At 69.7% G+C, this 24,153-nt stretch carries 27 protein-coding genes; 18 read left to right on the forward strand and 9 right to left on the reverse strand.

Annotation, left to right across the window (positions count from 1 at the left end):
* The first annotated feature begins 73 nt into the window (after positions 1-73).
* Genes Q0599_RS20360 through Q0599_RS20395 form a run of 8 tightly spaced genes read left to right on the forward strand, consistent with a single transcriptional unit; the run spans position 74 to position 6,972 of the window.
* On the forward strand, positions 74-1,378 hold the full coding sequence (locus Q0599_RS20360; protein ID WP_298833638.1) for an FAD-dependent oxidoreductase: 1,305 nt from the start codon (positions 74-76) through the stop codon (positions 1,376-1,378).
* A complete protein-coding gene (locus Q0599_RS20365; RefSeq protein WP_298833640.1) occupies positions 1,375-2,133 on the forward strand; it encodes a DUF1365 domain-containing protein in 759 nt (252 codons plus the stop codon). Before Q0599_RS20360 ends, Q0599_RS20365 begins: the two co-directional genes overlap by 4 nt.
* A gap of 11 nt (positions 2,134-2,144) precedes the next feature.
* Entirely contained in the window at positions 2,145-3,362 is a 1,218-nt protein-coding gene (locus Q0599_RS20370; RefSeq protein ID WP_298833642.1) for a cyclopropane-fatty-acyl-phospholipid synthase family protein, read from the forward strand.
* 5 nt (positions 3,363-3,367) lie between these two features.
* A complete protein-coding gene (locus Q0599_RS20375) occupies positions 3,368-3,919 on the forward strand; it encodes a chalcone isomerase family protein (protein WP_298833643.1) in 552 nt (183 codons plus the stop codon).
* Positions 3,920-3,936: 17 nt separating this feature from the next.
* On the forward strand, positions 3,937-5,217 hold the full coding sequence (locus Q0599_RS20380) for an MFS transporter (RefSeq protein ID WP_298834087.1): 1,281 nt from the start codon (positions 3,937-3,939) through the stop codon (positions 5,215-5,217).
* Positions 5,214-5,750 carry a DUF3833 domain-containing protein gene (locus tag Q0599_RS20385; protein WP_298833645.1) on the forward strand — a complete coding sequence of 179 codons (537 nt, stop codon included), beginning with the start codon at positions 5,214-5,216 and terminating at the stop codon, positions 5,748-5,750. Before Q0599_RS20380 ends, Q0599_RS20385 begins: the two co-directional genes overlap by 4 nt.
* Positions 5,751-5,761: 11 nt before the next feature.
* A complete protein-coding gene (locus tag Q0599_RS20390; protein WP_298833647.1) occupies positions 5,762-6,535 on the forward strand; it encodes an SDR family oxidoreductase in 774 nt (257 codons plus the stop codon).
* Positions 6,532-6,972, forward strand: a complete 441-nt coding sequence (locus tag Q0599_RS20395; protein WP_298833649.1) for a nuclear transport factor 2 family protein — start codon at positions 6,532-6,534, stop codon at positions 6,970-6,972. The genes Q0599_RS20390 and Q0599_RS20395 overlap by 4 nt, the downstream gene beginning before the upstream one ends.
* On the opposite strand, the gene corA is transcribed toward Q0599_RS20395, so the two are convergent.
* The gene (gene corA, locus Q0599_RS20400) at positions 6,973-7,935 is read right to left on the reverse strand and encodes a magnesium/cobalt transporter CorA (protein WP_298833651.1); all 963 of its coding nucleotides are present in this window, start codon (positions 7,933-7,935) and stop codon (positions 6,973-6,975) included.
* A gap of 408 nt (positions 7,936-8,343) precedes the next feature.
* Between corA and raiA the strand changes: the two genes are divergently transcribed.
* The 3 genes from raiA (at position 8,344) to hprK (ending at position 10,369) form a co-directional block, all read left to right on the forward strand.
* A complete protein-coding gene (raiA, locus tag Q0599_RS20405; RefSeq protein WP_298833653.1) occupies positions 8,344-8,685 on the forward strand; it encodes a ribosome-associated translation inhibitor RaiA in 342 nt (113 codons plus the stop codon).
* A 237-nt stretch (positions 8,686-8,922) separates the two neighbouring features.
* Positions 8,923-9,393 carry a PTS sugar transporter subunit IIA gene (locus Q0599_RS20410; protein ID WP_298833655.1) on the forward strand — a complete coding sequence of 157 codons (471 nt, stop codon included), beginning with the start codon at positions 8,923-8,925 and terminating at the stop codon, positions 9,391-9,393.
* 25 nt (positions 9,394-9,418) lie between these two features.
* Positions 9,419-10,369, forward strand: a complete 951-nt coding sequence (gene hprK / locus Q0599_RS20415) for an HPr(Ser) kinase/phosphatase (RefSeq protein WP_298833657.1) — start codon at positions 9,419-9,421, stop codon at positions 10,367-10,369.
* Positions 10,370-10,390: 21 nt separating this feature from the next.
* On the opposite strand, the gene fur is transcribed toward hprK, so the two are convergent.
* Positions 10,391-10,819, reverse strand: a complete 429-nt coding sequence (gene fur, locus Q0599_RS20420; protein WP_298833659.1) for a ferric iron uptake transcriptional regulator — start codon at positions 10,817-10,819, stop codon at positions 10,391-10,393.
* 100 nt (positions 10,820-10,919) lie between these two features.
* Between fur and Q0599_RS20425 the strand changes: the two genes are divergently transcribed.
* The 4 genes from Q0599_RS20425 (at position 10,920) to Q0599_RS20440 (ending at position 13,412) form a co-directional block, all read left to right on the forward strand.
* Positions 10,920-11,453 carry an outer membrane protein assembly factor BamE gene (locus Q0599_RS20425; RefSeq protein ID WP_298833661.1) on the forward strand — a complete coding sequence of 178 codons (534 nt, stop codon included), beginning with the start codon at positions 10,920-10,922 and terminating at the stop codon, positions 11,451-11,453.
* Entirely contained in the window at positions 11,450-12,256 is an 807-nt protein-coding gene (dapB, locus tag Q0599_RS20430; RefSeq protein WP_298833663.1) for a 4-hydroxy-tetrahydrodipicolinate reductase, read from the forward strand. Before Q0599_RS20425 ends, dapB begins: the two co-directional genes overlap by 4 nt.
* The gene (locus Q0599_RS20435; protein WP_298833665.1) at positions 12,256-12,912 is read left to right on the forward strand and encodes a MotA/TolQ/ExbB proton channel family protein; all 657 of its coding nucleotides are present in this window, start codon (positions 12,256-12,258) and stop codon (positions 12,910-12,912) included. Before dapB ends, Q0599_RS20435 begins: the two co-directional genes overlap by 1 nt.
* Positions 12,913-12,992: 80 nt before the next feature.
* A complete protein-coding gene (locus Q0599_RS20440) occupies positions 12,993-13,412 on the forward strand; it encodes a biopolymer transporter ExbD (protein ID WP_298833667.1) in 420 nt (139 codons plus the stop codon).
* Positions 13,413-13,426: 14 nt separating this feature from the next.
* Here Q0599_RS20440 and Q0599_RS20445 read toward each other — a convergent pair whose 3' ends face one another.
* A complete protein-coding gene (locus Q0599_RS20445; protein WP_298833669.1) occupies positions 13,427-13,759 on the reverse strand; it encodes a hypothetical protein in 333 nt (110 codons plus the stop codon).
* 209 nt (positions 13,760-13,968) lie between these two features.
* Here Q0599_RS20445 and leuS point away from each other — a divergent pair, with 209 nt between their 5' ends.
* From leuS to holA, 3 genes are read left to right on the forward strand one after another with little or no spacing between them, the layout of a single operon-like run.
* Positions 13,969-16,593: a leucine--tRNA ligase gene (leuS, locus tag Q0599_RS20450; protein ID WP_298834090.1), complete on the forward strand. Its 2,625-nt coding sequence runs from the start codon at positions 13,969-13,971 to the stop codon at positions 16,591-16,593.
* Positions 16,590-17,153, forward strand: a complete 564-nt coding sequence (gene lptE / locus Q0599_RS20455; RefSeq protein WP_298833671.1) for an LPS assembly lipoprotein LptE — start codon at positions 16,590-16,592, stop codon at positions 17,151-17,153. Before leuS ends, lptE begins: the two co-directional genes overlap by 4 nt.
* A gap of 11 nt (positions 17,154-17,164) precedes the next feature.
* Positions 17,165-18,265, forward strand: coding sequence for a DNA polymerase III subunit delta (holA, locus tag Q0599_RS20460; protein WP_298833673.1), 1,101 nt, complete (start codon positions 17,165-17,167; stop codon positions 18,263-18,265).
* Between the two features lie 9 nt (positions 18,266-18,274).
* Here the strand turns inward: holA and Q0599_RS20465 are convergent, their stop codons facing one another.
* The 6 genes from Q0599_RS20465 to Q0599_RS20490 form a co-directional block, all read right to left on the reverse strand.
* A complete protein-coding gene (locus Q0599_RS20465; protein ID WP_298833675.1) occupies positions 18,275-19,168 on the reverse strand; it encodes an NAD(P)-dependent oxidoreductase in 894 nt (297 codons plus the stop codon).
* The gene (locus tag Q0599_RS20470; protein WP_298833676.1) at positions 19,165-19,659 is read right to left on the reverse strand and encodes a CinA family protein; all 495 of its coding nucleotides are present in this window, start codon (positions 19,657-19,659) and stop codon (positions 19,165-19,167) included. Before Q0599_RS20470 ends, Q0599_RS20465 begins: the two co-directional genes overlap by 4 nt.
* Positions 19,650-20,201 carry a phosphatidylglycerophosphatase A gene (locus tag Q0599_RS20475; protein ID WP_298833678.1) on the reverse strand — a complete coding sequence of 184 codons (552 nt, stop codon included), beginning with the start codon at positions 20,199-20,201 and terminating at the stop codon, positions 19,650-19,652. The genes Q0599_RS20470 and Q0599_RS20475 overlap by 10 nt, the downstream gene beginning before the upstream one ends.
* A gap of 7 nt (positions 20,202-20,208) precedes the next feature.
* On the reverse strand, positions 20,209-21,162 hold the full coding sequence (gene thiL, locus Q0599_RS20480) for a thiamine-phosphate kinase (protein ID WP_298834093.1): 954 nt from the start codon (positions 21,160-21,162) through the stop codon (positions 20,209-20,211).
* A 94-nt stretch (positions 21,163-21,256) separates the two neighbouring features.
* A complete protein-coding gene (locus Q0599_RS20485; protein ID WP_298833680.1) occupies positions 21,257-21,916 on the reverse strand; it encodes a response regulator in 660 nt (219 codons plus the stop codon).
* Complete coding sequence (locus Q0599_RS20490) at positions 21,913-24,018, reverse strand: ATP-binding protein (protein WP_298833685.1); 2,106 nt, start codon at positions 24,016-24,018, stop codon at positions 21,913-21,915. The genes Q0599_RS20485 and Q0599_RS20490 overlap by 4 nt, the downstream gene beginning before the upstream one ends.
* Between the last annotated feature and the right edge of the window lie 135 nt (positions 24,019-24,153).

The following is a 24,153-nucleotide window of genomic DNA, read 5'->3' on the forward strand; positions in this document are numbered from 1 at the left end:
CCGGGGGCGCTTCGCAACAATCTTCTTGACCGCGGGGGCCGCCGCGGGCGGTGCCCGCGTCGGGGCCTGAGCCATGCGTCGCGTCGCGATCATCGGCTCGGGCATCTCCGGCCTCTCCGTTGCCCACGGCCTGCAAGGGCAGGCACAAGTCACCCTCTTCGAGGCCGGCAGTTACTTCGGCGGGCACACACACACGGTCGACGTCACGCTCGATGGCCACACCCATGGTGTGGACACCGGCTTCCTGGTGCTCAACGAGCGCACCTACCCGCGACTGCTGAACCTGTTCGCGTGCCTGGGCGTGGAGATCGCGCCCTCCGACATGTCGTTCTCGGTGCAGGTGCCCAACATCGGGCTGGAGTGGAGCGGATCGGACCTCTCGACCGTCTTCGCCCAGCGCAGCAACCTCCTCAAGCCGCGCTTCTGGCGCATGCTGGCGGACATCCTGCGCTTCAACCGGCTGACCACCGCGATCGCCGTGGGCGGCAAGGACGTGCAGTTGGTCGAGCCGATCGGCGACTTCCTCGCGCGGCACCGCTTCAGCGACGCGTTCCGCGACTGGTACCTGCTGCCCATGATCGGCTGCATCTGGTCCTGCCCGACCGACCAGATGCTGCGCTTCCCTGTCGCCACGCTCATCCGCTTCTGCCACAACCACGGCCTGATCCAGGTGGCCGACCGGCCGCAGTGGTACACGGTGCGCGGCGGGGCGCGGAACTACGTCGAGAAGATCATCGCCGGCGTGCCCGATGCGCGTCTGAACACGCCGGTGCGCAGCGTTCGCCGCGTGCCGCCCGCCAGCGGCTCGGCCGGCGTATGGGTCGCCACCGACCACGGCAGCGAGCGCTTCGACGAGGTCGTGTTTGCCTGCCACAGCGACCAGGCGCTGGCCCTGCTCGCCGATGCCAGCGAGGCCGAGCGGCAAGTGCTCGGCGCGATCCGCTACCAGCCCAATCGCGCCGTGCTGCACACCGACCGCAGCGTGCTGCCGCGCCGCGAACGCGCCTGGGCTTCGTGGAACTACGAGCGCGCCGCCGACAGCGATCGCGAACAGGCGCGCGTCTGCCTGCACTACCTGCTCAACCGGCTGCAACCGTTGCCCTTCCAGACGCCCGTGCTCGTCTCGCTCAACCCGGTGACACCGCCGCGCGCCGACACCGTCGTCGGCGAGTACGAGTACGAGCACCCGATCTTCGACCTCGCGGCCATTGCCGCGCAGAAGCGCGTGCCCGAGTTGCAGGGCGTGGCGCACAGCTGGTTCTGCGGAGCCTGGACACGCTACGGCTTCCACGAGGACGGGCTGATGTCCGGCGAGGCCGTGGTTGAAGGCTTGCGCGCCGCCTGGGCGGACGAGCGCGGGATCGCGGAGGCCGCGTGACTTCCGCGACCGCGCCGCTGATCGGCTTGGGCCAGGTGCGCCACGCACGCCTGCGTCCGGCGCGCAACAGCTTCGCCTACGGCACCTACTTCCTGCTGCTGCCCATGCGCAGCCTGCGTGCACAGCCGTCGAGCGACCTCGTGCGCAACCGCTTCGGGCTGATCAGCTTCAACGACCGCGACCACGGCGACGGCCGCGTCGACAGCCTCGCCTGGCTCGACGAACTGCTCGCCCGCGAGGGCGTGGTCGACGCGGACGGCGAGGTCTGGCTGCACTGCTACCCCCGAGTGCTCGGCTTCACCTTCAAGCCGGTGAGCTTCTGGTACTGCCACCGCAAGGACGGCTCGCTCGCCGCCATCGTGGTCGAGGTCAACAACACCTTCGGCGAGCGCCACTGCTACCTGCTGCGCGGCGCACACCTCGCCTTCGGCCAGGAGCTGCGCGCCGCGAAGGTGTTCCACGTCTCGCCGTTCTGCGCCACCGAGGGCGACTACCGCTTTCGCTTCATGCGCACCGCCGATCGAACGGTGGCCCGCATCGAGCACCACGACAGTGCCGGAGCGCTGATCGAGACCAGCGTGTCGGGCCGGCTCCAGCCCCTGTCCGCCGCCAGCGCACGGCACGCCTTCTTCGGCATGCCGCTGATGACGCTGGGCGTGATTGCGCGCATCCACTGGCAGGCACTGAAGCTGTGGGCGAAGCGCGTGCCCGTCTTCCGCAAGCCCGCCCCGCCCGGAACCTTCGTCACACGCTGAGCCGTTCACCCATGACCAGCACCACCTTCGCTCCCACCACCCTGCCCGCATCGGCGCCCGCCGCCGCCTGCGCGGTGTTCCGCCTGCTGCACGGCCTCAACCACGGTTCGCTGGACGTGCAGCTGCCCGACGGCGGAAGCGCGCACTTCGGCAAGACGTCGGAAGACGGCGCGCGCGCCGCGATCCGTCTGCGCAACTGGAACGTCTGCGGCGCCGCGCTGCGCTCGGGCGACATCGGCTTCGCCGAGAGCTACATCGCCGGCGACTGGACCACGCCGGACCTGACCAACCTGCTCACGCTGCTCATCGCCAACCGCGACGAGGTCGAATCCATCGTCTACGGCAGCTGGTGGGGCTCGCTGCTGTACCGGATCAGGCACCTCTTCAACCGCAATTCGCGCGCAGGCAGCAGGAAGAACATCCACGCCCACTATGACCTGGGCAACGAGTTCTATCGCCTCTGGCTCGACCCGACGATGAACTACAGCAGCGCGTGGTTCGAGGGCGACCGGAGCAAGCCCATGCCCGGCGCCCAGCACGCCAAGGTGCGTCGCGCGTTGCGCGAGGCCGGCGTCAAACCGGGCGACCGTGTGCTGGAGATCGGCTGCGGCTGGGGCGCGTTGGCCGAATGCGCGGCGCGCGAATTCGGGGCGAACGTGACCGGCGTGACCCTGTCCAGCGAGCAGCTCGACTGGGCCAGGAAGCGCATCGCCGAAGTCGGCGTCTCGGCCGACCTGCGCCTGCAGGACTACCGCGACATCGACGACGGGCCCTTCGACGCCGTCGCCTCGATCGAGATGTTCGAGGCCGTCGGCCGCGAGTACTGGCCCAGCTTCTTCGCCACGGTGCGGGGCCAGCTGAAGGCCGGCGGCCGGGCCTGCATCCAGAGCATCACGATCAACGACAAGTACTTCGAGCGCTACGTGCGGTCGACCGACTTCATCCAGCAGTACATCTTCCCCGGCGGCCTGCTGCCCAGCCCGACGGCGTTCCGCGAGGCGGCGGCCGGCGCCGGCCTGCGCGTGGTCAACGAGCTCGACTTCGGCCTCGACTATGCGGAGACGTTGCGCCGCTGGCGCGACAGCTTCCTCGCGGAGGAGACGCGCATACGCCGCCTCGGTTTCGACACCCGCTTCATGCGCACCTGGGAGTTCTATCTCGCCTACTGCGAGGCGGCGTTCGCCACCGGCAGCACCAGCGTCATGCAGTTCACGCTGCAGCGTGACTGACCGCCATGGCCGCCACGCGCCGCAGCCTGCTGCTCGGATTCGCGCTCGCGCCGCTGGCCGCGGAGGCCGCGACCGCGCCGCCGCCCGAAGTGGCGGCCGAGCTGCCCGGCGCGCGCCTGCAGGGCAGCGGACGGCTGACCTTCCTCGGTCTGCACATCTACGACGCGCGGCTGTGGATCGCCGACGGCTTCGCGGCCGAACACTTCGAGCGCCACGCGCTGGCGCTGGAGCTGCAGTACGCCCGCACACTCTATGGCCGCCTGATCGCCGAACGCAGCCTCGAGGAGATGCGGCGCGTCGGCGGCTTCAGCGACGCGCAGGCACAGCGCTGGCTCGGCGCCCTGACGCAGACCTTCCCCGACGTCAGCAAGGGTGACCGCATCACCGGCGTGCAACAGCCCCAGGTGGCGGCACGCTTCTTTCACAACGCCATGCTGCGCGGCGAGCTGCGCGACGCCGACTTCGCGCGCCGCTTCTTCGGCATCTGGCTGGCCCCGCAGACCTCGGAGCCGAAGCTGCGCCAGTCGCTGCTTGGAGCGGCGCTGCCCAGGTCATGAGCGACACGGTGCTGACCATGGCGCGCGGCTCCCGTCGGGCGGCTGCGGCGAGCGGCGGCCCGATCGCCGGCGCCTCGTACGGCGCGCTGGGCCTGCCGCTGGCCTTCGTGGCGCTGCCGCTGTACGTGGTCCTGCCCAACCACTACGCCAGCGAGTTCGGCGTGCCGCTGGCCTGGCTGGGCGCGGTGCTGCTCGGCGCCCGCCTCTTCGACGCGCTGGCCGACCCGCTGATCGGCCGCTGGGCCGACCGCCTGTTCGCGCGCTCGTCGGTGAGCGCCTGGCTGGCGGCGGCCGCCGCTGCGGTGGTGCTCGCCATCGGCTTTCGCGCCCTGTTCTTCCCCATGGTGCAGGGCTCGGCCGCGCTGCTCGCCTGGTGCGCCGCCCTGCTGGCCGTCACCTACATCGGCTACAGCGTGGTCAGCGTCATCCACCAGGCCTGGGGTGCTCGCCTCGGTGGCGACGAGACGCAGCGTGCGCGCGTCGTCGCCTGGCGCGAAGGCCTGGCGCTGGTCGGCGTGCTGCTGGCCAGCGTGCTGCCCTCGGTGGCGGGGCTGGGCGCGAGCACACTCGCCTTCGCCATGCTGTTGCTGCTCGGCGTAGCTTGGTTGTGGCGTGCGCCACGTCCCGACGCGGACCGCACGGCCATGGCCGCGCTGCCGATGACGCTGCCGCTGGCCACCCCGGCGTTCCGCCGGCTGCTGGCAATCTATCTCGTCAACGGCATTGCCAGCGCCATTCCCGCGACGCTGGTGCTGTTCTTCATCCGCGACCGATTGCAGGCGCCCGCCTGGGAGCCGCTCTTCCTGGCCAGCTACTTCGCCGCCGGTGCCTTGTCGATCCCGCTGTGGGTGCGCGCGGTGCGGCGCTTCGGCCTGGCGCGCTGCTGGTCCGCCGGCATGGTGCTGGCCATCGCCGTGTTCGCTTGGGCTGCGCTGCTCGGCCGCGGCGACATCGCCGCCTACACCGCGGTGTGCATCGCCAGCGGCTTCGCGCTCGGCGCCGACCTCACGCTGCCCGGCGCCCTGCTGGCCGGCGTGATCCAGCGCGCCGGACATGCGGGGCGCAGCGAAGGCACCTACTTCGGCTGGTGGAACTTCGCCACCAAGCTGAACCTAGCGCTGGCCGCGGGGCTCGCCCTGCCTGCGCTGCAATGGTTCGGCTACGCGCCGGGGGGCCGCGGCGAAGAGGCGCTTTCGGCGCTGACCTTCGCCTACTGCGTGCTGCCCTGCATGCTCAAGCTCGGCGCGGTAGCGCTGCTGTACTTCACCTGGATCCGGCCCGCCGGAAGACTCTCATGATCAGACGCTCCCTCCTTGCCGCCCTGGCCGCCGGAGCCCTCGCGGCGGGCTGCGCCTCGGCACCCACGCCGGACGACTATGCCGGTGAGCAGCCGACGCTGGCGCTCGAACAGTACTTCAACGGCGAACTCGTCGCGCACGGCCTCTTCACCGACCGCTCGGGCAAGGTGGTGCGCCGCTTCACCGTGCTGATGAAGTGCACGTGGAACGGCGACGACGGCGTGCTCGACGAGGCGTTCACCTACAGCGACGGCAAGAAGGAACGCCGCGTGTGGCGGCTGAAGAGGCATGGCGGCGGCCGCTACACCGGGACCGCGGACGACGTGGTCGGCACCGCACACGGCCAGGCGGCTGGCAACGCGTTCCAGTGGGCCTACACGCTGCGCCTGCCGGTGGACGGCAAGGTCTACGAGGTGCAGTTCGACGACTGGATGTACCTGGTCGACGAGCGCGTGATGCTGAACAAGGCGGTGATGAGCAAGCTCGGCTTCCGGCTCGGCGAAGTGACACTCGCCTTCGCCAAGCAGCCGTGAGCGGGCGCTTCATGCCACTCAATCCCCGCATCCGTCAATGGCAGGGCCAGGTGGTCTGGCTCGTCGGCGCCTCCTCCGGCATCGGCCGCGCGACGGCCGAACTGCTTCACGCGCGTGGCGCCACGGTGGTGGTCTCGGCCCGCAGCGCGCCCCCCCTCACGGCCTTTGCGCAGCAGCACCCGGGCAGCCACGCGGTGCCGCTGGACGTCACCGACCGCGATGCGCTGCGCGCCGCCGCGGCTCGAATCGTCGAGCGCTGCGGCCGCATCGACATGGCGGTCTACTTCGCCGGCCACTACAAGGCGATGCGCGCCACGCGCATCGATCTGGAGGAGATGCTGCGCCACCAGCAGGTCAACTACGTCGGCGCGCTGCACATGCTCGACGCGGTGCTCCCGGTGCTGCTCGAACAGAGGTCGGGGCACGTCGGCCTGGTGGCCAGCGTGGCGGGCTATCGCGGGCTGCCGAACTCGCTGGCCTACGGGCCGACCAAGGCGGCGCTGATCAATCTCGCGCAGACGCTCTACCTCGACCTGCAGCCGCAGGGCCTGGGCGTCTCGGTGATCAATCCGGGCTTCGTCGAGACACCGCTGACCTCGCGCAACGAATTCACCATGCCTGCGCTGATCTCGCCGGCGCAGGCCGCCGAAGAGATCGTCGCGGGCTGGCAGGCCGGCCGCTTCGAGATCCACTTCCCCAGGCGTTTCACGTTATGGCTGAAGATCCTCAGCCACCTCGGCGATGCCCTGTACTTCAAGACGATCCGCCGCGCCACAGGCCTATGAAACCCGAGCATGAAGATGCGCGCGTGGCGCGGGTGGTGGCGATGTTCGAGTCGATCTCGGCGGCCGACGTGGCACGGCTCGGCGACTTCTACGCCGGCGATGCACGCTTCAAGGATCCGTTCAACGACGTGCAGGGGGTGCCGGCGATCCAGCGGGTCTTCGCCCACATGTTCGCCGCGCTCGACGAGCCGCGCTTCGTGGTGAGCGACATCGTCGTCGACGGCGACCAATGTTTCCTGACTTGGGACTTCCTGTTCCGTTTCAAGCGCTTCTCGCGCGTGCCCCGGGCGGTGCACGGCAGCTCGCATCTGCGCTTCGACGCGCAGGGCCGCATCGCGCTGCACCGCGACTACTGGGACGCCGCGGAAGAACTGTACGAGAAGCTGCCGCTGGTCGGCGGCCTGATGCGCTGGCTGAAGCGTCGCGCCAACAGCTGATCAGCGCAGCCAGCCCTTGCGCCGGAAGTAGATGAACGGCGCCGCCACAGAGGCCACCATCAAGCCCAGCGCGAACGGGTAGCCATAGCTCCAGTCGATCTCCGGCATGGCCCTGAAGTTCATGCCGTAGATGCTGGCAATCAGCGTCGGCGGCAGCAACGCCACGCTGGCCACCGAGAAGATCTTGATGATCTTGTTCTGGTTGATGTTGATGAAGCCGACGATGGCATTCATCAGGAAGTTGATCTTGTCGAACAGGAACGTGGTGTGCGAGTCGAGCGAGTCGATGTCGCGCAGGATCTGCCTCGCCTCCTCGAACTGCTCGGCATTGAGCAAGCGGCTGCGCATCATGAAGCTGACCGCGCGGCGCGTGTCCATCACGTTGCGGCGGATGCGACCGTTGAGGTCCTCCTCCTTGGCGATGGCCGACAGCGCTTCGGCGGCGATCTGGTCGTTGACGTCCTGCTTGAGCACGCGCGCGCTCACCGCCTCCAAGGCGTCGTAGATGCCCTCGAGCGCGTCGGCGCTGTACTCGGCGTCGGCGTCGTAGAGCTTGAGCAGCACGTCCTTGGCGTCCTCGATCAGCGCGGGAATGCGCCGCGCACGCAGTCGCAGCAGCCGGAACACCGGCAGATCCTCGGCATGCACCGAGAACAGCACGTTGCGGTAGAGGATGAAGGCGACGCGCACGTTGCGTGATCGCTCGTCGTCATCGATCAGGAAATCGGAGCGGATGTGCAGTTCGCCGTTGTCTTCTTCGTAGAAGCGTGCGGACTCCTCCAGGTCTTCATCGACCACGTCCTGCGGAATGGTCAGGCCGTAGTGCTGCGCGATCCACCCCTTCTCTTCGGGCGTCGGCGCATCGAGGTCGACCCAGATCGGCGTGACGCGCGCCAGCGCGTCGAGGCTCTCGATCTCTTCCTGGAACAGCCGGCCGTTGGCCAGCGTGAAGACATTCAGCATGGGGGCTCCAGCATGGCCCGGATGGAAGCGTCAGGGATGGAACTCACGACCGCCTCGCTCCGGTGGCCGGCCATGGTGTGTGGCGGCCGGCCTGGTGGAGCGGACGGTCACGGAGACGGGGGGGCGTCCAAGTCGAACTCCGCGATGACTCGATGAGAAATTATCGCATCGGGCCGCCCCGCTGCTGCTCGGCAGGGGCGGCCGCGGCAACAGGACGATGCCCTGTGACCGCGGTCAACCTGCCCCTGTGAGCGTTGGTGTCGCCGGCTTGTCAGGGGCGGCGAACGGGGGCACACTGAATTTGGCGAGTTGGGCTCGGCCCGTCGCCGCTCCACTTCCCCTGCCCCAATTCCCCCGCTTCCCCGCCCTGCTTCTCCCGCCTCCCCCACCCGTGTGAAAGGAGTACCCATGAATCTGACGATCAGCGGCCATCATCTTGAGGTGACGCCCGCTCTGCGAGAGTATGTGCTCACAAAGCTGGATCGCGTCACCCGCCATTTCGACCAGGTGGTGGACATCAACGTGCTGCTGTCAGTGGAGAAGCTGAAGGAGAAGGAGCGAAGGCAGAAGGCCGAGGTGACCGTGCACGTGAAGGGCAAGGACATCTTCGTCGAGCAATCGCACGAGGATCTGTACGCGGCGATCGACATGCTGATGGACAAGCTCGACCGCCAGGTCTGCCGGCACAAGGACAAGGTGCAGGACCACCACCATGTGTCGGCCAAGCGCATCGAGTCGTCGGCCTCCTGAGCGGCCGGCGACGCTGCTCGAGCGGCCCTGCGGGGCCGCTTTTTCATGTCGCGCGACAAGGCATCGCCCGTGAACCGGGGGGCCTACGCGTTGCTGCGACGCAGCAGCGGGCGCACAATGTGCCCATCCGCACATCGTGGTCGATACCCACCCGAGGATGCGACTTCATAATTCCGTCACCTGTCACTTGCCATGCGGCTGCCGCGGCCACGAGCCCGGCTGTCACACGAATCACCGATGAACCGCCTCGCCGCCATCCTGCCCGCCAGCAATGTGCTCGTCGACGTGGATGCCACCAGTAAGAAGCGTGTCTTCGAGCAGGCCGGGCTGCTGTTCGAAAACCAGCACGCCATCGCCCGCGCCATCGTGGCCGACAACCTGTTCGCCCGCGAGCGCCTCGGATCCACCGGCCTGGGTCACGCCGTAGCCATCCCACATGGCCGCATCAAGGGCCTGAAGAATCCACTCGCCGCGGTAATCCGCGTGCAACAGCCCATCCCCTTCGACGCACCCGATGACGAACCGGTGCTGCTGCTGATCTTCCTGCTCGTACCCGAGGCGGCGACACAGCGACACCTGGAGATCCTCTCCGAGATCGCGGAGATGCTCTCCGACCGCGAACTGCGCGAGCGCCTGAAGACCGAGCCCGAGGCCGCCAAGGTGCATGAACTGATCGCCAACTGGGAGCCGCTGAAGTCGGTGGCTTGATGGCTGCCCAGCGCGACGGCCCGCAGTGAAACCCAGCGTCATCAGCGCGGAAGCGCTGTTCGAGGAGCATCGGCAGTCGCTGCAATGGGAGTGGATCGCCGGACACGCCCATCCCGAGCGCCGCTTCGACGAAGCCGCGGTGCGCAACGCGCAGTCCGCCGCGGACCTGGTGGGCTACCTCAACTACATCCACCCCTACCGGGTGCAGATCGTCGGGCGCCGCGAGGTGGCCTACCTCAACGACGCCACGCCAGAGGTGGTCGAGCGACGCATCTCGCGCATCGTCACGCTGGAGCCGCCGGTACTGATCGTCGCCGACGCGCAGGTGCCGCCAGACAAGCTGGTGGCGATGTGCGATCGCGCCGAGATCCCGCTGTTCGCCACCGCCGAGTCGGCCGGCCACGTGATCGACGTGGTGCGCGGCTACCTCGGCCAGCACTTCGCCGAGCGCACCACGCGCCACGGCGTGTTCATGGACATCCTCGGACTGGGCGTGCTGCTCACCGGCGAATCGGGCCTGGGCAAGAGCGAACTCGGCCTGGAGCTGATCTCGCGCGGCCACGGCCTGGTGGCCGACGACGCAGTGGACCTGTTCCGCGTCTCGCAGACCTCGCTGGAGGGTCGCTGCCCCGAGTTGCTGCTGAACCTGCTCGAGGTGCGCGGCATCGGTCTGCTGGACATCAAGGCCATCTTCGGCGAGACCGCGGTGAGGCGGAAGATGCGCCTCAAGCTCATCGTCCACCTGGTGCGCAAGGAGACCATGGACCGCGAGTTCGAGCGCCTGCCCTACGAACCGTTGTACGAGGAAATCCTCGGCGTGCCGGTGCGCAAGGCGGTGATCGCGGTGGACGCCGGACGCAACCTGGCGGTGCTGGTGGAGGCGGCGGTGCGCAACACCATCCTGCAGCTGCGTGGCATCGACACCTACCAGGAATTCATCGAACGTCACCAGAAGGCCATGCAGAAGGCCGAGTGACGGGCGCGCCTCGCGACGGGCTCACCTGCCCCGGTGCGGGCAGTTCTTCTTGGTGCAGACGGCGTACAGCGCCAGCGAGTGGTCCTGCAGTTCGAAGCCACGCGACGCCGCCACCGCCTTCTGGCGCTTCTCGATCTCGGCGTCGAAGAACTCCTCGACGCGGCCGCAGTCCATGCAGACCAGGTGGTCGTGGTGCTTGCCCTCGTTCAGCTCGAACACGGCCTTGCCGGCCTCGAAGTGGTTGCGCGACAGGATGCCGGCCTGCTCGAACTGCATCAATACGCGGTAGACGGTGGCCAGACCGACGTCGGAGCCCTCGGCCAGCAGGTGCTTGTAGACGTCCTCCGCGCTCATGTGCCGCTGGGCGCTCTTCTGGAACACCTCCAGCACCTTGATGCGCGGCAGGGTGGCCTTCAGGCCGCTGTTCTTCAGCTCGTCGGCGTGGGTCATGGCAGCTCGCGGAGGGGTCGGCCCGGACGATGCCGAACGCTAGAATCCGGCGATCATATCGAGGTTGCCCCGTCGCCGGAGCGCGCCCCCTAAAGCCACCATGCCCTCTCGCTTCCGCCTCGCCGCGTGCCTGTTGGCCTTCGCGTTCGCCGCTTCGGGCTGCGCATCTCTGCAGTCATCCGACAACTTCCTGGGCGTGATCACGCCTTACCGAGTCGAGGTCGTGCAGGGCAACGTCGTCACCAAGGAGCAGGCCGCGTTGATCAAGCCCGGCATGACGCGCGCCCAGGTGCGCGACATCCTCGGCTCGCCGCTGCTCGCCGACGCCTTCCATGCCGACCGCTGGGACTACGTCTTCACGATTCGCCGCCAGGGTACGGAGCCACAGCTGCGCCGCATCGTCGCGCGCTTCGATGGCGACTCGCTGAAGAGCCTGGACGCGAGCGCCGAGTTGCCGGCTGAGCGCGAGTTCGTCGCCTCGATCGACACGTTCAAGACCTCGCGCCAGGCGCCGCCGCTGGCGCTGACCGAGGATCAGCTGAAGTCCCTGCCGGTGCCCGAGAAGCCGCCCGCGACCGCCGCCGAACCGATCGGCCCGACGCGCAGCTACCCGCCACTGGAACCGGCCCGATGAGCGCGCTGCGCATCGCCGTGGCCGGCGCTTCCGGCCGCATGGGCCGCATGTTGATCGAGGCCGTGCGCGACGCCGACGACTTGGTGCTCGCCGGTGCGCTCGACATTGCCGCCAGTCCGGCAATCGGTCAGGACGCCGCTGCCTTTCTCGGCGGAAGCAGCGGCGTGGCGATCACCAGCGACCTGCGTGCCGGCTTGGCCGGCGCGCAGGTGCTCATCGACTTCACCCGGCCCGAGGGCACACTGGCCCACCTGGCGGCCTGTCACGAACTCGGCGTGAAGGCGGTGATCGGCACCACCGGCTTCAGCGACGAGCAGAAGGCGCAGATCGCCGAGTACGCGAAGCGCAACGCCATCGTGCTGGCCCCGAACATGAGCGTGGGCGTGAACGTCGTCCTCAAGGTGCTGGAGGTCGCGGCGCGCGCGCTGAAGGAAGGCTACGACATCGAGATCATCGAGGCGCACCATCGCCACAAGGTCGATGCCCCCAGCGGCACAGCGCTGAAGATGGGCGAGGTGGTGGCCGCGGCGGTCGGCCGCGAGCTCAAGGATTGCGCCGTCTTCGCCCGCGAGGGCATCACCGGCGAGCGGGATCCGTCGTCGATCGGCTTCGCCACCGTGCGCGGCGGCGACATCGTCGGAGACCACACGGTGCTGTTCGCCGGCACCGGCGAGCGCGTCGAGATTCGCCACCAGGCCACCAGCCGCGCCAACTTTGCGCAGGGCAGCCTGCGTGCCGCGCGGTTCCTGGCGTCCCGCGCCACCGGCCTGTACGGCATGGATGCCGTCCTGGGCCTTCGCTGATGGGCGGTCTGCCGCACTTCTGGGAGCAGGGCGACGCCATCACGCGCGGCGTGGCCGTGCTGCTGCTGGCCATGTCGGTGACTGCCTGGGTGCTGATCTTCTGGAAAGCCTGGCTGCTGCGCCGCGTGCGCCGCGACATCGCGCGCGCCGTGCCGGCTTTCTGGGCCGCGCCCTCGCTGGAGGCCGGCCGCCAGCAACTCGAGGCTTTCGACCGCGAGAGCGCGCTGAGGCCCTTGCTGGCCGCCGCCATCGCGGCGCCGCGCGCCGACACCCTGGAGTCGCGGGGCCAGATGGCCTCGCAGCTGACGCGCCGGCTGCGCGATGCGCTGCACGCAGTGCTGGCTCAGCTTCAGCTGGGTCAGGTGCTGCTCGCTTCGATCGGCAGCACGGCGCCCTTTGTCGGCCTGTTCGGCACCGTCTGGGGCATCTACCACGCGCTGGCGGCCATCTCGGCAGCCGGCGCGATCACCATCGAGAAGGTCTCCGGCCCGGTCGGCGAAGCGTTGGTCATGACGGCTGCCGGCCTTGCGGTCGCCATCCCCGCGGTGCTCGCCTACAACGTCTTCGGCAAGGTCGTCGGGGCCTGCGAGGCCGAGTTGGAGGGCTTCGCGCACGACCTGCGCGAGATGATCAGCGACAGCGTGACGGAGTCGTGACGTGAGAGACCACGACGCACTTCGCTCGCGGCCCTCCGAGAGAGCGGTCAGCCGCCTAGGAACGACCGGCCGGTACTGACATGGCCTTCGGTCGTCTCGAGCGCAGCAGCGGCCCGCAGCCGATGAGCGACATCAACATGACGCCGCTGATCGACGTGATGCTGGTGCTGCTGGTCATCTTCATGATCACCGCACCGCTGATGACCTCCGCACTGCGGCTGGATCTGCCGAAGGCCGAAAGCGCGCAGCCCAGCGACGCGCCACAAGTCATCGAACTGGCCATCGATGCTCAGGGGCAGATGTTCATCGGCGACTTGCCGGCCGACGACGCGGCACTGAGCGAGCGCATCGCCGAGGCCGCCCGGCTGAACCCAGCCACCGAGGTGCAGTTTCGCGCCGACCGCAGCGTGCCCTACGGCCGCGTCGCCGAGTTGATCGGACGGGTGCAGAAAGGCGGGCTCAGCCGCATCGGCTTCGTGGCCGAGCCGGCATCGCGCTGAACTCGCCCCCTGCTTCAGCGAGCCGCGGCGACCGACAGCGACTCGGCCGGCGCGGGCGCCCAGCGCACCGAGGAGGGCGGCTGCACGAGGAAGTGGTTCGCGTCCACGGCCGGGGCGCCCTGGGCGCTGACGGCATCGGCAGGGTGCACCTGATTGGCGTGGCCGGCGCGCTGGACGAGCCCGGCCGGGTGTCCGACGATGAAATGATTCGGGTCGATGCCCGCGGCAGCGGGCGAGGTGCCACCCAGCGCGGGGTGGGTGCCGAAGGTCTGAGCCTGGCTCTGGCTGGCCGCGGCGATGAGTGCAGCGGTGACGACCGCGGCATAGGCGAAACGGGCTGCATTCATGATGCGACTCCTGTCCTTGCCCGGCGGGGTGGTGCCGGGTGGGTTGCTAATAACGTATCAGTATAAACCCTAGGTTTCACCGCAGCATGCTCTGGATCAAGGGCCAGGCTACGGGCTCACCAGGAGCTCGGCCGCCCGCAGGCTGCGGGGGCTGCGCGGACCCCTTCCTATAATCGTCCGCCATTCGAGAAGCGCGCAGCGCCATGCCCATGAGCCCCGACTTCAAGCCCAGCGAAATCGAGCGCGCCGCCCAGGCCGCGTGGAATGCCGCCGACGCCTACCGCGTCACCGAGGACGCGAGCCGCCCCAAGTTCTACGCCTGCTCGATGCTGCCCTACCCGAGCGGCAAGCTGCACATGGGTCATGTGCGCAACTACACCATCAACGACATGCTCACGCGCCAGCTGCGCATGAAGGGCATGAACGTGCTGATGCCGATGGGCTGGGACGCCTTCGGCCTGCCCGCCGAGAACGCAGCGATGAAGAACCGGGTCCCGCCGGCGCGCTGGACCTACGACAACATCGCCCACATGAAGGGCCAGATGAAGGCCATGGGCCTGGCGATCGACTGGAGCCGAGAGGTCGCCACCTGCTCTCCCGACTACTACAAGTGGAACCAGTGGCTGTTCCTGAAGATGCTCGAGGCCGGCATCGCCGAGCGCCGCACGCAGGTGGTCAACTGGGATCCGGTCGACCAGACCGTGCTGGCCAACGAGCAGGTCATCGACGGCCGCGGCTGGCGCAGCGGCGCGCCGGTCGAGAAGCGCGAGATCCCCGGCTACTACCTGAAGATCACGCAGTACGCCGAGGAACTGCTCGAGCACGTGCAGCTGCACCTGCCCGGCTGGCCCGAGCGCGTCAAGCTGATGCAGGAGAACTGGATCGGCAAGAGCGAGGGAGTGCGATTCGCCTTCACGCACGACGTCCGCGGTGCCGATGGCGCGCGGATCGGCGATGGACGCCTGTACGTCTTCACGACGCGTGCCGACACCATCATGGGCGTGACCTTCTGCGCCGTGGCGCCCGAACATCCCTTGGCCCTGCACGCGGCGCAGTCGAACCCCGCCGTGGCGGCCTTCCTCGAGGAATGCAAGGCCGGCGGCACCACCGAGGCCGAACTCGCCACGCAGGACAAGAAAGGCGTGCCGACCGGCCTCGTCGTCGAGCACCCGCTGACCCACGAGAAGGTGCCCGTGTGGGTGGGCAACTACGTGCTGATGGGCTACGGGGACGGCGCGGTGATGGGCGTCCCCGGCCACGACGAGCGCGACTTCGCGTTCGCGAAGAAGTACGGCATCGACATCCTGCAGGTCATCCACGTCGACGGCGAGCCGCACTTCAGCTACGACCACTGGCAGGACTGGTACGCCGACAAGTCGCGCGGCGTGACGGTCAACTCCGACCTGTACAGCGGCTTGACCTACCAGCAGGCGGTCGATGCGGTGGCCAAGGCGCTGTCCGCCAAGGGACTGGGGGAGAAGAAGACCACCTGGCGACTGCGCGACTGGGGCATCAGCCGCCAGCGCTACTGGGGCACGCCGATCCCGATCATCCACTGCGACGACTGCGGCAGCGTGCCTGTGCCAGAGAAGGACCTGCCGGTGGTGCTGCCCGAGGACCTGATTCCCGACGGCTCGGGCAACCCGCTGAACAAGTGCGATGCCTTCCTGAAGGTGGCGTGTCCGAGCTGCGGCAAGTCCGCGCAGCGCGAGACCGACACGATGGACACCTTCGTGGATTCGTCGTGGTACTTCATGCGCTACTGCGACCCGAAGAACGACCTGGCCATGGTCGGCGCCGGCACGCAGTACTGGATGCCGATGGACCAGTACATCGGCGGCATCGAGCACGCCATCCTGCACCTGCTGTACGCGCGCTTCTGGACCAAGGTGATGCGCGACCTGAAGCTGGTCAGGGTCGACGAGCCGTTCACGCGGCTGCTCACGCAGGGCATGGTGCTGAACCACATCTACTCGCGCAAGGGCGAGAAGGGCGGCATCGAGTACTTCTGGCCGCACGAGGTGGAGAACACCTACGACGAGGGCGGCCGCATCACCGGCGCGAAGCTCAAGTGCGACGGCTCGGCCGTGACCTACGAGGGCGTGGGCACGATGTCGAAATCGAAGAACAACGGCGTCGACCCGCAGGACCTGATCGACCGCTACGGTGCCGACACCGCGCGGCTGTTCGTCATGTTCGCCTCGCCGCCCGAGCAGACGCTGGAATGGAACGACGCCGGCGTCGAGGGCGCCAACCGCTTCCTGCGCCGGCTGTGGAACTTCGGCGTGAAGAACGCGCAAGGCATGCGTGACGCGGGTGCACTGAGTGGCGCGCTCGACGATGACGCCAAGGCGCTGCGCCGCGAGGTCCACGGCGTGCTGCGCCAGGTGAGCTACGACTACGAGCGCATGCAGTACAACACCGTGGTCTCCGGCGCGATGAAACTGCTCAACGCGCTGGAAGGCTACAAAGGCCATGCGGGCGCGGTGCTGCGCGAAGGCTTCGGCATCCTGCTGCGAGCGCTCTACCCGGCCTGCCCGCACACCAGCTGGGTGCTGTGGACCGAGCTCGGCTACGCGAAGGAGTTCGGTGACCTGCTCGACGCACCCTGGCCGCAGGTCGACGAGGCCGCGCTGGTGCAGGACCGCATCGAGCTCATGCTGCAGGTCAACGGCAAGCTGCGCGGTTCGATCCAGGTGCCAGCCGACGCCGACAAGGCGGCGATCGAGGCCGCGGCGATCGCCAGCCCGGACTTCCAGAAGTTCTCGCAGGGCCTGGGCATCAAGAAGGTGATCGTGATCGCCGGTCGCTTGGTGAACGTGGTCGTCGGATGATGTCCGCCCCCCAGTCGCTGCGCTCCTGCCCCCAGGGGGCGCCAGCCGGCTTGGGGCGGCCCGGCGCCGGCCATCGGCGCCGTTCGTTGCTGCTGCTCGGCTTCGCTTCACTTGCCGGCTGCGGCTTCGAATTGCGCCGCGCACCGCAGATGCGCTTCAACAGCATCGCGCTCGCGGGCTTTGCAGCGAAGTCGCCGCTGGCCGAGGAACTGCGCCTGAGCATCGGCAGCAGCCCGACCACCCGCCTGGTCGAGGCGGCATCGCAGGCGCAGGTGGTGCTGGAATCGCTCGCCGACGGGCGCGAGAAGAGCGTGGTGGCGAGCACGGCCTTCGGCGAGGTGCGCGAGCTGCAGCTGCGCTCGCGCTTCAGTTTCCGTCTGCGCACGCCACAGGGCCGCGAGCTGATTCCCGCCACCGAGATCCTGCTGTCGCGCGACATGAGCTATCGTGAGAGCGCCGCCCTGGCGAAGGAGCAGGAAGAGGCGGCGCTGTACCGCTCGATGCAGAACGACATCGTGGCGCAGGTGATGCGGCGGCTCGCGGCCGTGCCAGCGCCCTGAACGGACAGCCCATGCAGCTCCGCGCCGATCAATTGCCGCAGCACCTGGCCAAGGGTCTGCGGCCGCTGTACACCGTCTGGGGCGACGAGCCGCTGCTCGCGCAGGAGGCCGGCGATGCGATCCGCGCGGCGGCGCGCGCGGCCGGCTGCACCGAGCGTCAGGTGCACACCGTCAGCGGCGTGCACTTCGACTGGAGCAGTCTGCTCGGCGCCGCGCAGGCCATGAGCCTGTTCGCCGACCGCCAGCTGATCGAGATCCGCATCCCCAGCGGCAAACCGGGCAAGGACGGCTCAGAGGCGCTGCAGCGCTACTGCGAGTGCCTCGGCGAGGACGTCGTCACGCTGGTGCAGTTGCCCAGGCTCGACCGCACCCAGCAGAACAGCGGCTGGTTCAGCGCGCTCGACGCCGCCGGTGTGACGGTGCGCGTCGACCCGGTCGAGCGCAAGGCGCTGCCGCAATGGATCGCACAGCGGCTCGCTCAGCAAGGCCAGCGCGTGCAGGGCGGTGACGCAGGCCAGCGCACCCTCGCCTTCTTCGCCGACCGCGTCGAAGGCAACCTGCTTGCCGCCCACCAGGAGATCCAGAAGCTCGGCCTGCTCTACCCGGCCGGCGAACTGGACTTCGAGCAGATCGAGTCGGCGGTGCTCAACGTGGCGCGCTACGACGTGTTCAAGCTCGGCGAGGCCGTGCTCGCCGGCCAGGTGGCGCGCGCGTTGCGCATGCTCGAGGGCCTGCAGGCCGAGGGCGAGGCGGCGGTGCTGGTGCACTGGACGCTGGCCGAGGACATTCGCGCGCTCAAGCGCGTGCGCGACGCGGTCAACGGGGGCAAGCCGCTGCCGATGGCGCTGCGCGAGAACCGCGTCTGGGGCGTTCGCGAGCGCCTGTTCGAACGCGCCGTGCCGCTGCTCACCGACAACGGCCTGGCCGCGCTGCTCGACGCCGCCCAGGTGTGCGACGGTCTGGTCAAGGGCCTGCGTCACCCGGACTGGCCGCTCGACGCCTGGGAATCGCTGCGCCGCCTGGTGCTGATGCTGATCGAGCAGCTCGGCAGCGCCGCACCGGCCGGCGGACGCGGACGCGTCGTCTCGACGCGGCTGGCGCTGGGCGCCTGAGGCAAGAACTCAGTAGCCGCGCGATCGGTCGACCTGGTACTCGACCAGCAGGCCGGCGCGGAAGCGCTTCACGTTGGCCGCCGCGACGGCGGCCGCGCTGCGCGCATCGGTCGCCGCGGCCACATGCGGCAGCACGGTGACGCGCGGGTGCGACCAGAAACGGTGTCCGGGCGGCAGCGGTTCCTCGCCGAAGACATCCAGCACGGCATGGCGCAGACGCCCACCGTCCAGCGCCGCGAGCAGGTCCGCCTCGACGACGTGGCCGCCGCGCGCCAGGTTCACCAGGCTGGCGCCGGGCCGCATCGCCGCGAGCGTGGCGGCGTCGAAGAGGCCACGCGTGGCCGGCGTCAACGGCAGCAGGTTGATCACCACGAGCGCTCCCGCCAGCCGCGGCATCAGCGCGCCGTCGCGCGAACCCCAGGCCTCGACGGGAAAGCCGTTGGCGGCCAGCCGGCGCTGTACCGCGCCACCCATCTGACCACGGCCGAGCACCAGCACCGGCATCTCGTCGGCGCGCCGCTGCGGATGCGGCAGCCATTGCGCACGCGACTGCTGGCGCGCGTAGTCGAAGAAGTCGCGCTGCAGCGAGAGCACCGCCCACAGCGCCGTCTCGGCCATTGCCTCGTTCATCGCCGGATCGACCATGCGCGCGATCGGCACCTGGGCCGGTATGCTCGCATCGGCGAGCAGCCGTTCGACGCCGGCCCACAGCGACTGGATCAGGCGCAGCCGCGGCAGGCCCTGCAGCGCGCCGGGGGGCGGGTTGGCGACGATCGCGACGTCGGCATCGGCGGCCCCGGCACGATCGGTGACGAAGGTCTCCGCCGGCAGCGCCGCGCGCAACAGCGCGAGCCACTCGTCGCGCTCGCCGGCGTCGAACTGCCCCGTCAGCAGGATGCTCATGCCGCCGCCATCGCGGCGCGCAGCCGGACCAGCGCTTGCTGCACCGTCTGCTCACGCACCGCCGCGCGGTCGCCGTCGAACTGAAGCCGCTCGGCGAGCAGGACACGGCCATGGCGGGCGAGCGCCAGCCACACCGTGCCCACCGGCTTGCCCGGTACCGCGCCGCTCGGGCCGGCGATGCCGGTGACCGCCACCGCCCAGTCGGCGTGGGAACGCGCCAGCGCACCCTCGGCCATCGCGCGCACCACCGGCTCGCTGACCGCGCCGTTCGCCGCGATCAGTTCCGCCGGCACGCCGATCGCCTCGGTCTTCGCCTCGTTCGAGTAGGTGACGAAGCCGCGCTCGAACCAGTCGCTCGATCCCGCCACCGCGGTGCAAGCCGCCGCGATCAGCCCGCCCGTGCAGGACTCGGCGGTGGCGAGCTTCTCGCCGCGCGCGCGCAGCGCCTCGCCGAGGGCGAGCACGTCGGCCTCGAAGCGCTTCACCACCACCTCCACAACGCGATCACGAGCAGCGTGCACAAGGCCGCCACCAGGTCGTCGAACAGGATGCCGAAGCCCTGCGCCCAGCCGATGGGCTGGCCGTCGCGGATCTTGAAGAGCTTGTCCGCCCAGGCCACCGGCCCCGGCTTGGCGGCGTCGAAGAAGCGGAACAGCACGAAGGCCACCGCCTGCCCTCCCAGGCCCGCCGGCATGACGAACCACAGCACCAGCCAGAAGGCGATCACCTCGTCCCAGACGATCGCGCCGGGGTCGGCGCTGCCGAGGTGGCGTGCGGTGGCCGTGCAGGCCCACCAGCCGACGAGCACAGCCGCAGCCATCACCACCGCCCACTCGCCGTCGCTGAGACCGGGGCGCAGGATCAGGTAGGCGGCCCAGGCCCACAGCGTGCCGATCGTGCCCGGAGCCCAGGGCGCGAGGCCGGCGCCGAAGCCCAGCGCAATCGGCCGCGCCGGGTGCGAGAGCATGAAGCGCCAGGTGGCGCGGCGCGGCGCCGTGCCCAGCGGCGGATTCAGCGGTGGCGAGTCGTTCACCGGACGCTCAGCTGCGAAAGTGGTCGAAGGAACCGAAGCGGTGCTCGACCGCGCGGCCCTCGCGGTCGACGAGGCGCAGGCCACGGCCGGCCTCGATGCGGCCGATGCGCGTGGCAGCCACGCCGGCCGCGCGGGCTGCGGCCTGCACCCGGTGCGCCGACGCCGGCGGCGCGGTGAAGAGCAGTTCGTAGTCGTCTCCGCCGGCCAGCGTGCACTCGCGCTGCAGCGCGAGCGTCTGCGCGGCCAGCACCTCGCTGCGCGGCACGGCATCGACCTCCACGACCGCCGCCACCGCCGAGCGCTGCAGGACGTGCCCGAGGTCGCCGAGCAAGCCGTCGGAGACGTCGATCGCGCTGCTCGCGATGCCGCGCAGCGCGATGCCGAGCGTGACGCGCGGCTGCGGTCGCTCCATCACCTCGCGCACCTGTTCGAAGTCCGCGCCGTCGAGGCTCGCCGTGCCGCGGAAAGCTTCGAGCGCGAGCCGGGCGTCCCCCACGCTGCCGCTGACGTAGAGGTCGTCGCCAGCACGCGCGCCGGAGCGCAGCAGCGCCGCACCCGCGGGCACTTCGCCGATCGCGGTGATGCAGATGTTCAGCGGTCCCTGCGTGGTGTCGCCGCCGACGAGCTCGATGCCCTGCGCGTCCGCCAGCGCGAACAGGCCGCGCGAGAAGCCTTCGAGGAAGTGCTCGTCGGCGCGCGGCAGCGCCAGCGCCAGCGTGAAGCCCAGTGGCTGCGCGCCGCAGGCGGCGAGGTCGGAGAGGTTCACCGCCAGCGACTTGTGGCCGAGTCTGTCCGGCGCCACGGTGGACAGGAAGTGCCGACCCTCGACCAGCATGTCGCTGGACACGGCAAGCTGCTGGCCAGGCGCCGGCGCGAGCAACGCGCAGTCGTCGCCAATGCCCAGCGCCGCGCGCCGCACGTCGCGGGTGAAGTACTTCGCGATGAGATCGAACTCGCCCAGGCTCATGGGACGATTGTCGCCTCGGCGAACGACGCGGTCCCGGCCGGGCGCCACGTTCGGGAGCGAACTCGGCACGCCGAGGCCGGCGTCCCTATCATGAGTCGCGCAGGAGGTTCGCCAGCTCCACCGCCGAGCGCACGTCCATCTTCTCGAAAACGCGTGCGCGGTGGACCTCCACGGTACGCACGCTGATCTCCAGCGCGTCGGCGATCAGCTTGTTCGGACGGCCCTCGATGACCAGGTGCATGACGTCGCGCTCTCGCTCGGTCAGCTCCGCCAGTCGCTTCTTCACCGACACGCGACCGAGCCGCGCGACGATGGCCTGCTCGCTTCGCGCGAGCGCCTGCTCGATGCGGTCGACCAACGCGTTGTCGGAGAAGGGCTTCTCGACGAAGTCGAAGGCGCCGCGCTTGACGGCGGCCACGGCGGTGGGCACATCGCCATGCCCGGTGAGGAAGATCACCGGCAATGCCGCCAGCAGGCCGCGCTCGGCCAGCCGCTCGAACAGCGAGAGCCCGCTCATCCCGGGCATGCGCACGTCGAGCAGCAGGCAGCTCGGCGAGCTCGGCCAGTCCGCCAGCGACTGGGGCGACTTGGCCTCGAGCATCGCCTCGAACGCCTCGGCACTGGCGAAGCCCTCCGAGAGCAACCGCCGCGAGCGCAGCAGCCAGCCGAGCGCATCGCGCACCACGTCCTCGTCGTCGACCAGATAGACGATCGGCAGGCCGAGTGCGGGCGCGGCAGGTGAGGTCATCCGTGCGTTTCGGTGGGACTGTCCTGGGCGGCGGTGGCGCTCGGCGAGTTGCGTGCGGGGCGCTCGCCGCCGTCGGCCGGAAGCGTAAACCGAAACTCGGTTCCACCACCAGCGCCCGTCGCGCCGACGTTGACGAAGTCGAGGGCACCGCCGTGCTGCTCGATCACCGTACGGCACAGGCTCAGGCCCAGGCCCATGCCTTCGCTGCGCGTGGTGAAGAACGGGGTGAACAGACGCGCCGCGACCTCGTCGGAGATGCCCAGGCCGCGGTCGATCACGCTGAAGCTGACCCAGCGGGGGTGCGTCTGCCGCGCGCGCAGCGTCAGCACACGCTGCGCCGGCTCGGTGGCTGTCTCCATCGCCTGGATGCCGTTGCGCGTGAGGTTGAGCAGCACCTGCTCGACCATCGTGCGGTCGCAGACCACCCGCGGCGAGGGATCGGGCAGCTCGACCTCGATGCGCGTGCCGCTCTTGCGCGCCTGCAGGCGCACCAGCGGCAGCACGGCTTCGAACAGAACGTCGGCACGCACCGCCTCGCGCGCCTGCTCGCGACAGCGCACGAAGTCGTGCACGCTCTTGATGACGCGGCCGGCGCGTTCCGCCTGCTCGGCGATGCGCTGCGCGGCCTGGCGCAGCATCGCCAGGGACTCTGCGTCGGCATTTGCCCTCTCCTCCAGCAGGTTCAGCGACCCGGCGGCATAGCTGGCGATGGCGGCCAGGGGCTGGTTCAGTTCGTGGCTGAGCAGCGAGGCCATCTCGCCGATCGTGGCCAGCCGCGCGGTGGCCTGCAGGCGTTCCTGCTGCTGGCGCGACAGCTCCTCGACGCGCCGCTGTGCGCTGACGTCGAGGACGCTGCTCATCCAGCCGGTGTGACGGCCCTGACCGTCGACCAGCGGAGCTTCGAAGATCAGGACCGGGAAGCGTTCGCCGTTGCGACGCATGAAGATGGTCTCGAAGCCGGCGCGCGCCTCCTGCGCGCTGCGCCCCGGCACGGCCGGCAGCCCGCCCAGTCGCACGCTCTGCCGGCGCGCATACTCGGTGGCCAGCTCGGGCGGCCAGTAGGGCGGCGTGACCGGTGCCATCAACTCCTGCTCGCTGAAGCCGACCATCTCGCAGAACGCCGCGTTGACGTGGGTGATGCGCCCGTCCAGGTCGCGCGCGCGCAGCCCTGTGACGAGCGAATCCTCCATCGCCTTGCGCAGGGCCAGGGCCTCAGCCAGCCTTGCCTCGGCGGCGGCGCGGCGGCGCACGTCGCGCGCGAGCAGCGCCACCACCGCAGCGAGCGCCAGCGACAGGCCCAGCACCAGCGCCACGGCGAGGTTCGGGATCAGGCTCGGGCTGCCGCGATTGCTGTCGACACGCAGTTGCAGCGCCTGTCCTGGCAGGTCGATGATGCGCTCCGCGACGAACACGCCGGCGCCGCGCCTCGCCCCGGCCCGTGCCAACCGCGTGCCGTCGCCCTCGACGAACGAGATTTCGTTGGCGCGCACCATCTCTGCGCCCACGGCCTCCTCGAGCAACCGGCCCAGCGCGAGCGTGGAGATCACCACGCCGTCGGCGCGGCCGGCACGCTGCAGCGGGAGGCACAGGTCCATCACCTCGAGTCCGAGGCCTTCGGCAAGCGGCACGAAGTAGCTGCGCGAGAACGCCGGCGCCGCGAGCCGCTGTGCGTTCGCGCAGGCCAGCTGCGCCTCCAGCTCGATCGCCTCGCGCGAAATGCGGTTGAACAGCGGGCCCTGGTACGGTGAGTCGACGGCGTCGACGATGTGCATGCCGTTGTCTCGGCGCTCCACGCGCATCAGCTCGCGCCGCGCGTGCAGCAGCGATGCCGCATCGGCGCGCCATTGCCCCGCACTCGGATCGTTCCACTGCAGCGCCTGCAGGCTCTGCTGCTGCCGCGACAGCGCCTGGCGCACATCTGCTGCGGCGGCAGTGGCCGCCGCCTCGACCTGGTCCTGCGCACGCACCCGTTCGTAGTTCGCCGTCAGGAAGACAAGCAGCGACTGCGCCACCACCAGCAACACCACCAGCGCGCCCCACAGCGCGACGCGCCGGCTGCGCGGGCGCACGGGGGCGATGCCGTTCGGCAAGGGCTCATTCATGGTCGGAGTATTCCCCCCCGGGGGTCAAAGCAGATACGCAGTTTCGCGCATGGGTTCGCGCGGGGGGCGGGTCCACACTGCACGCTTCACCGCAAGCACCCCCTCCTACAATCCCGCAGCCCCGCGCAAGCCGGG

It is taken from the genome of uncultured Piscinibacter sp., from assembly GCF_937952055.1.
Classification (GTDB): Bacteria; Pseudomonadota; Gammaproteobacteria; order Burkholderiales; family Burkholderiaceae_C; genus Piscinibacter.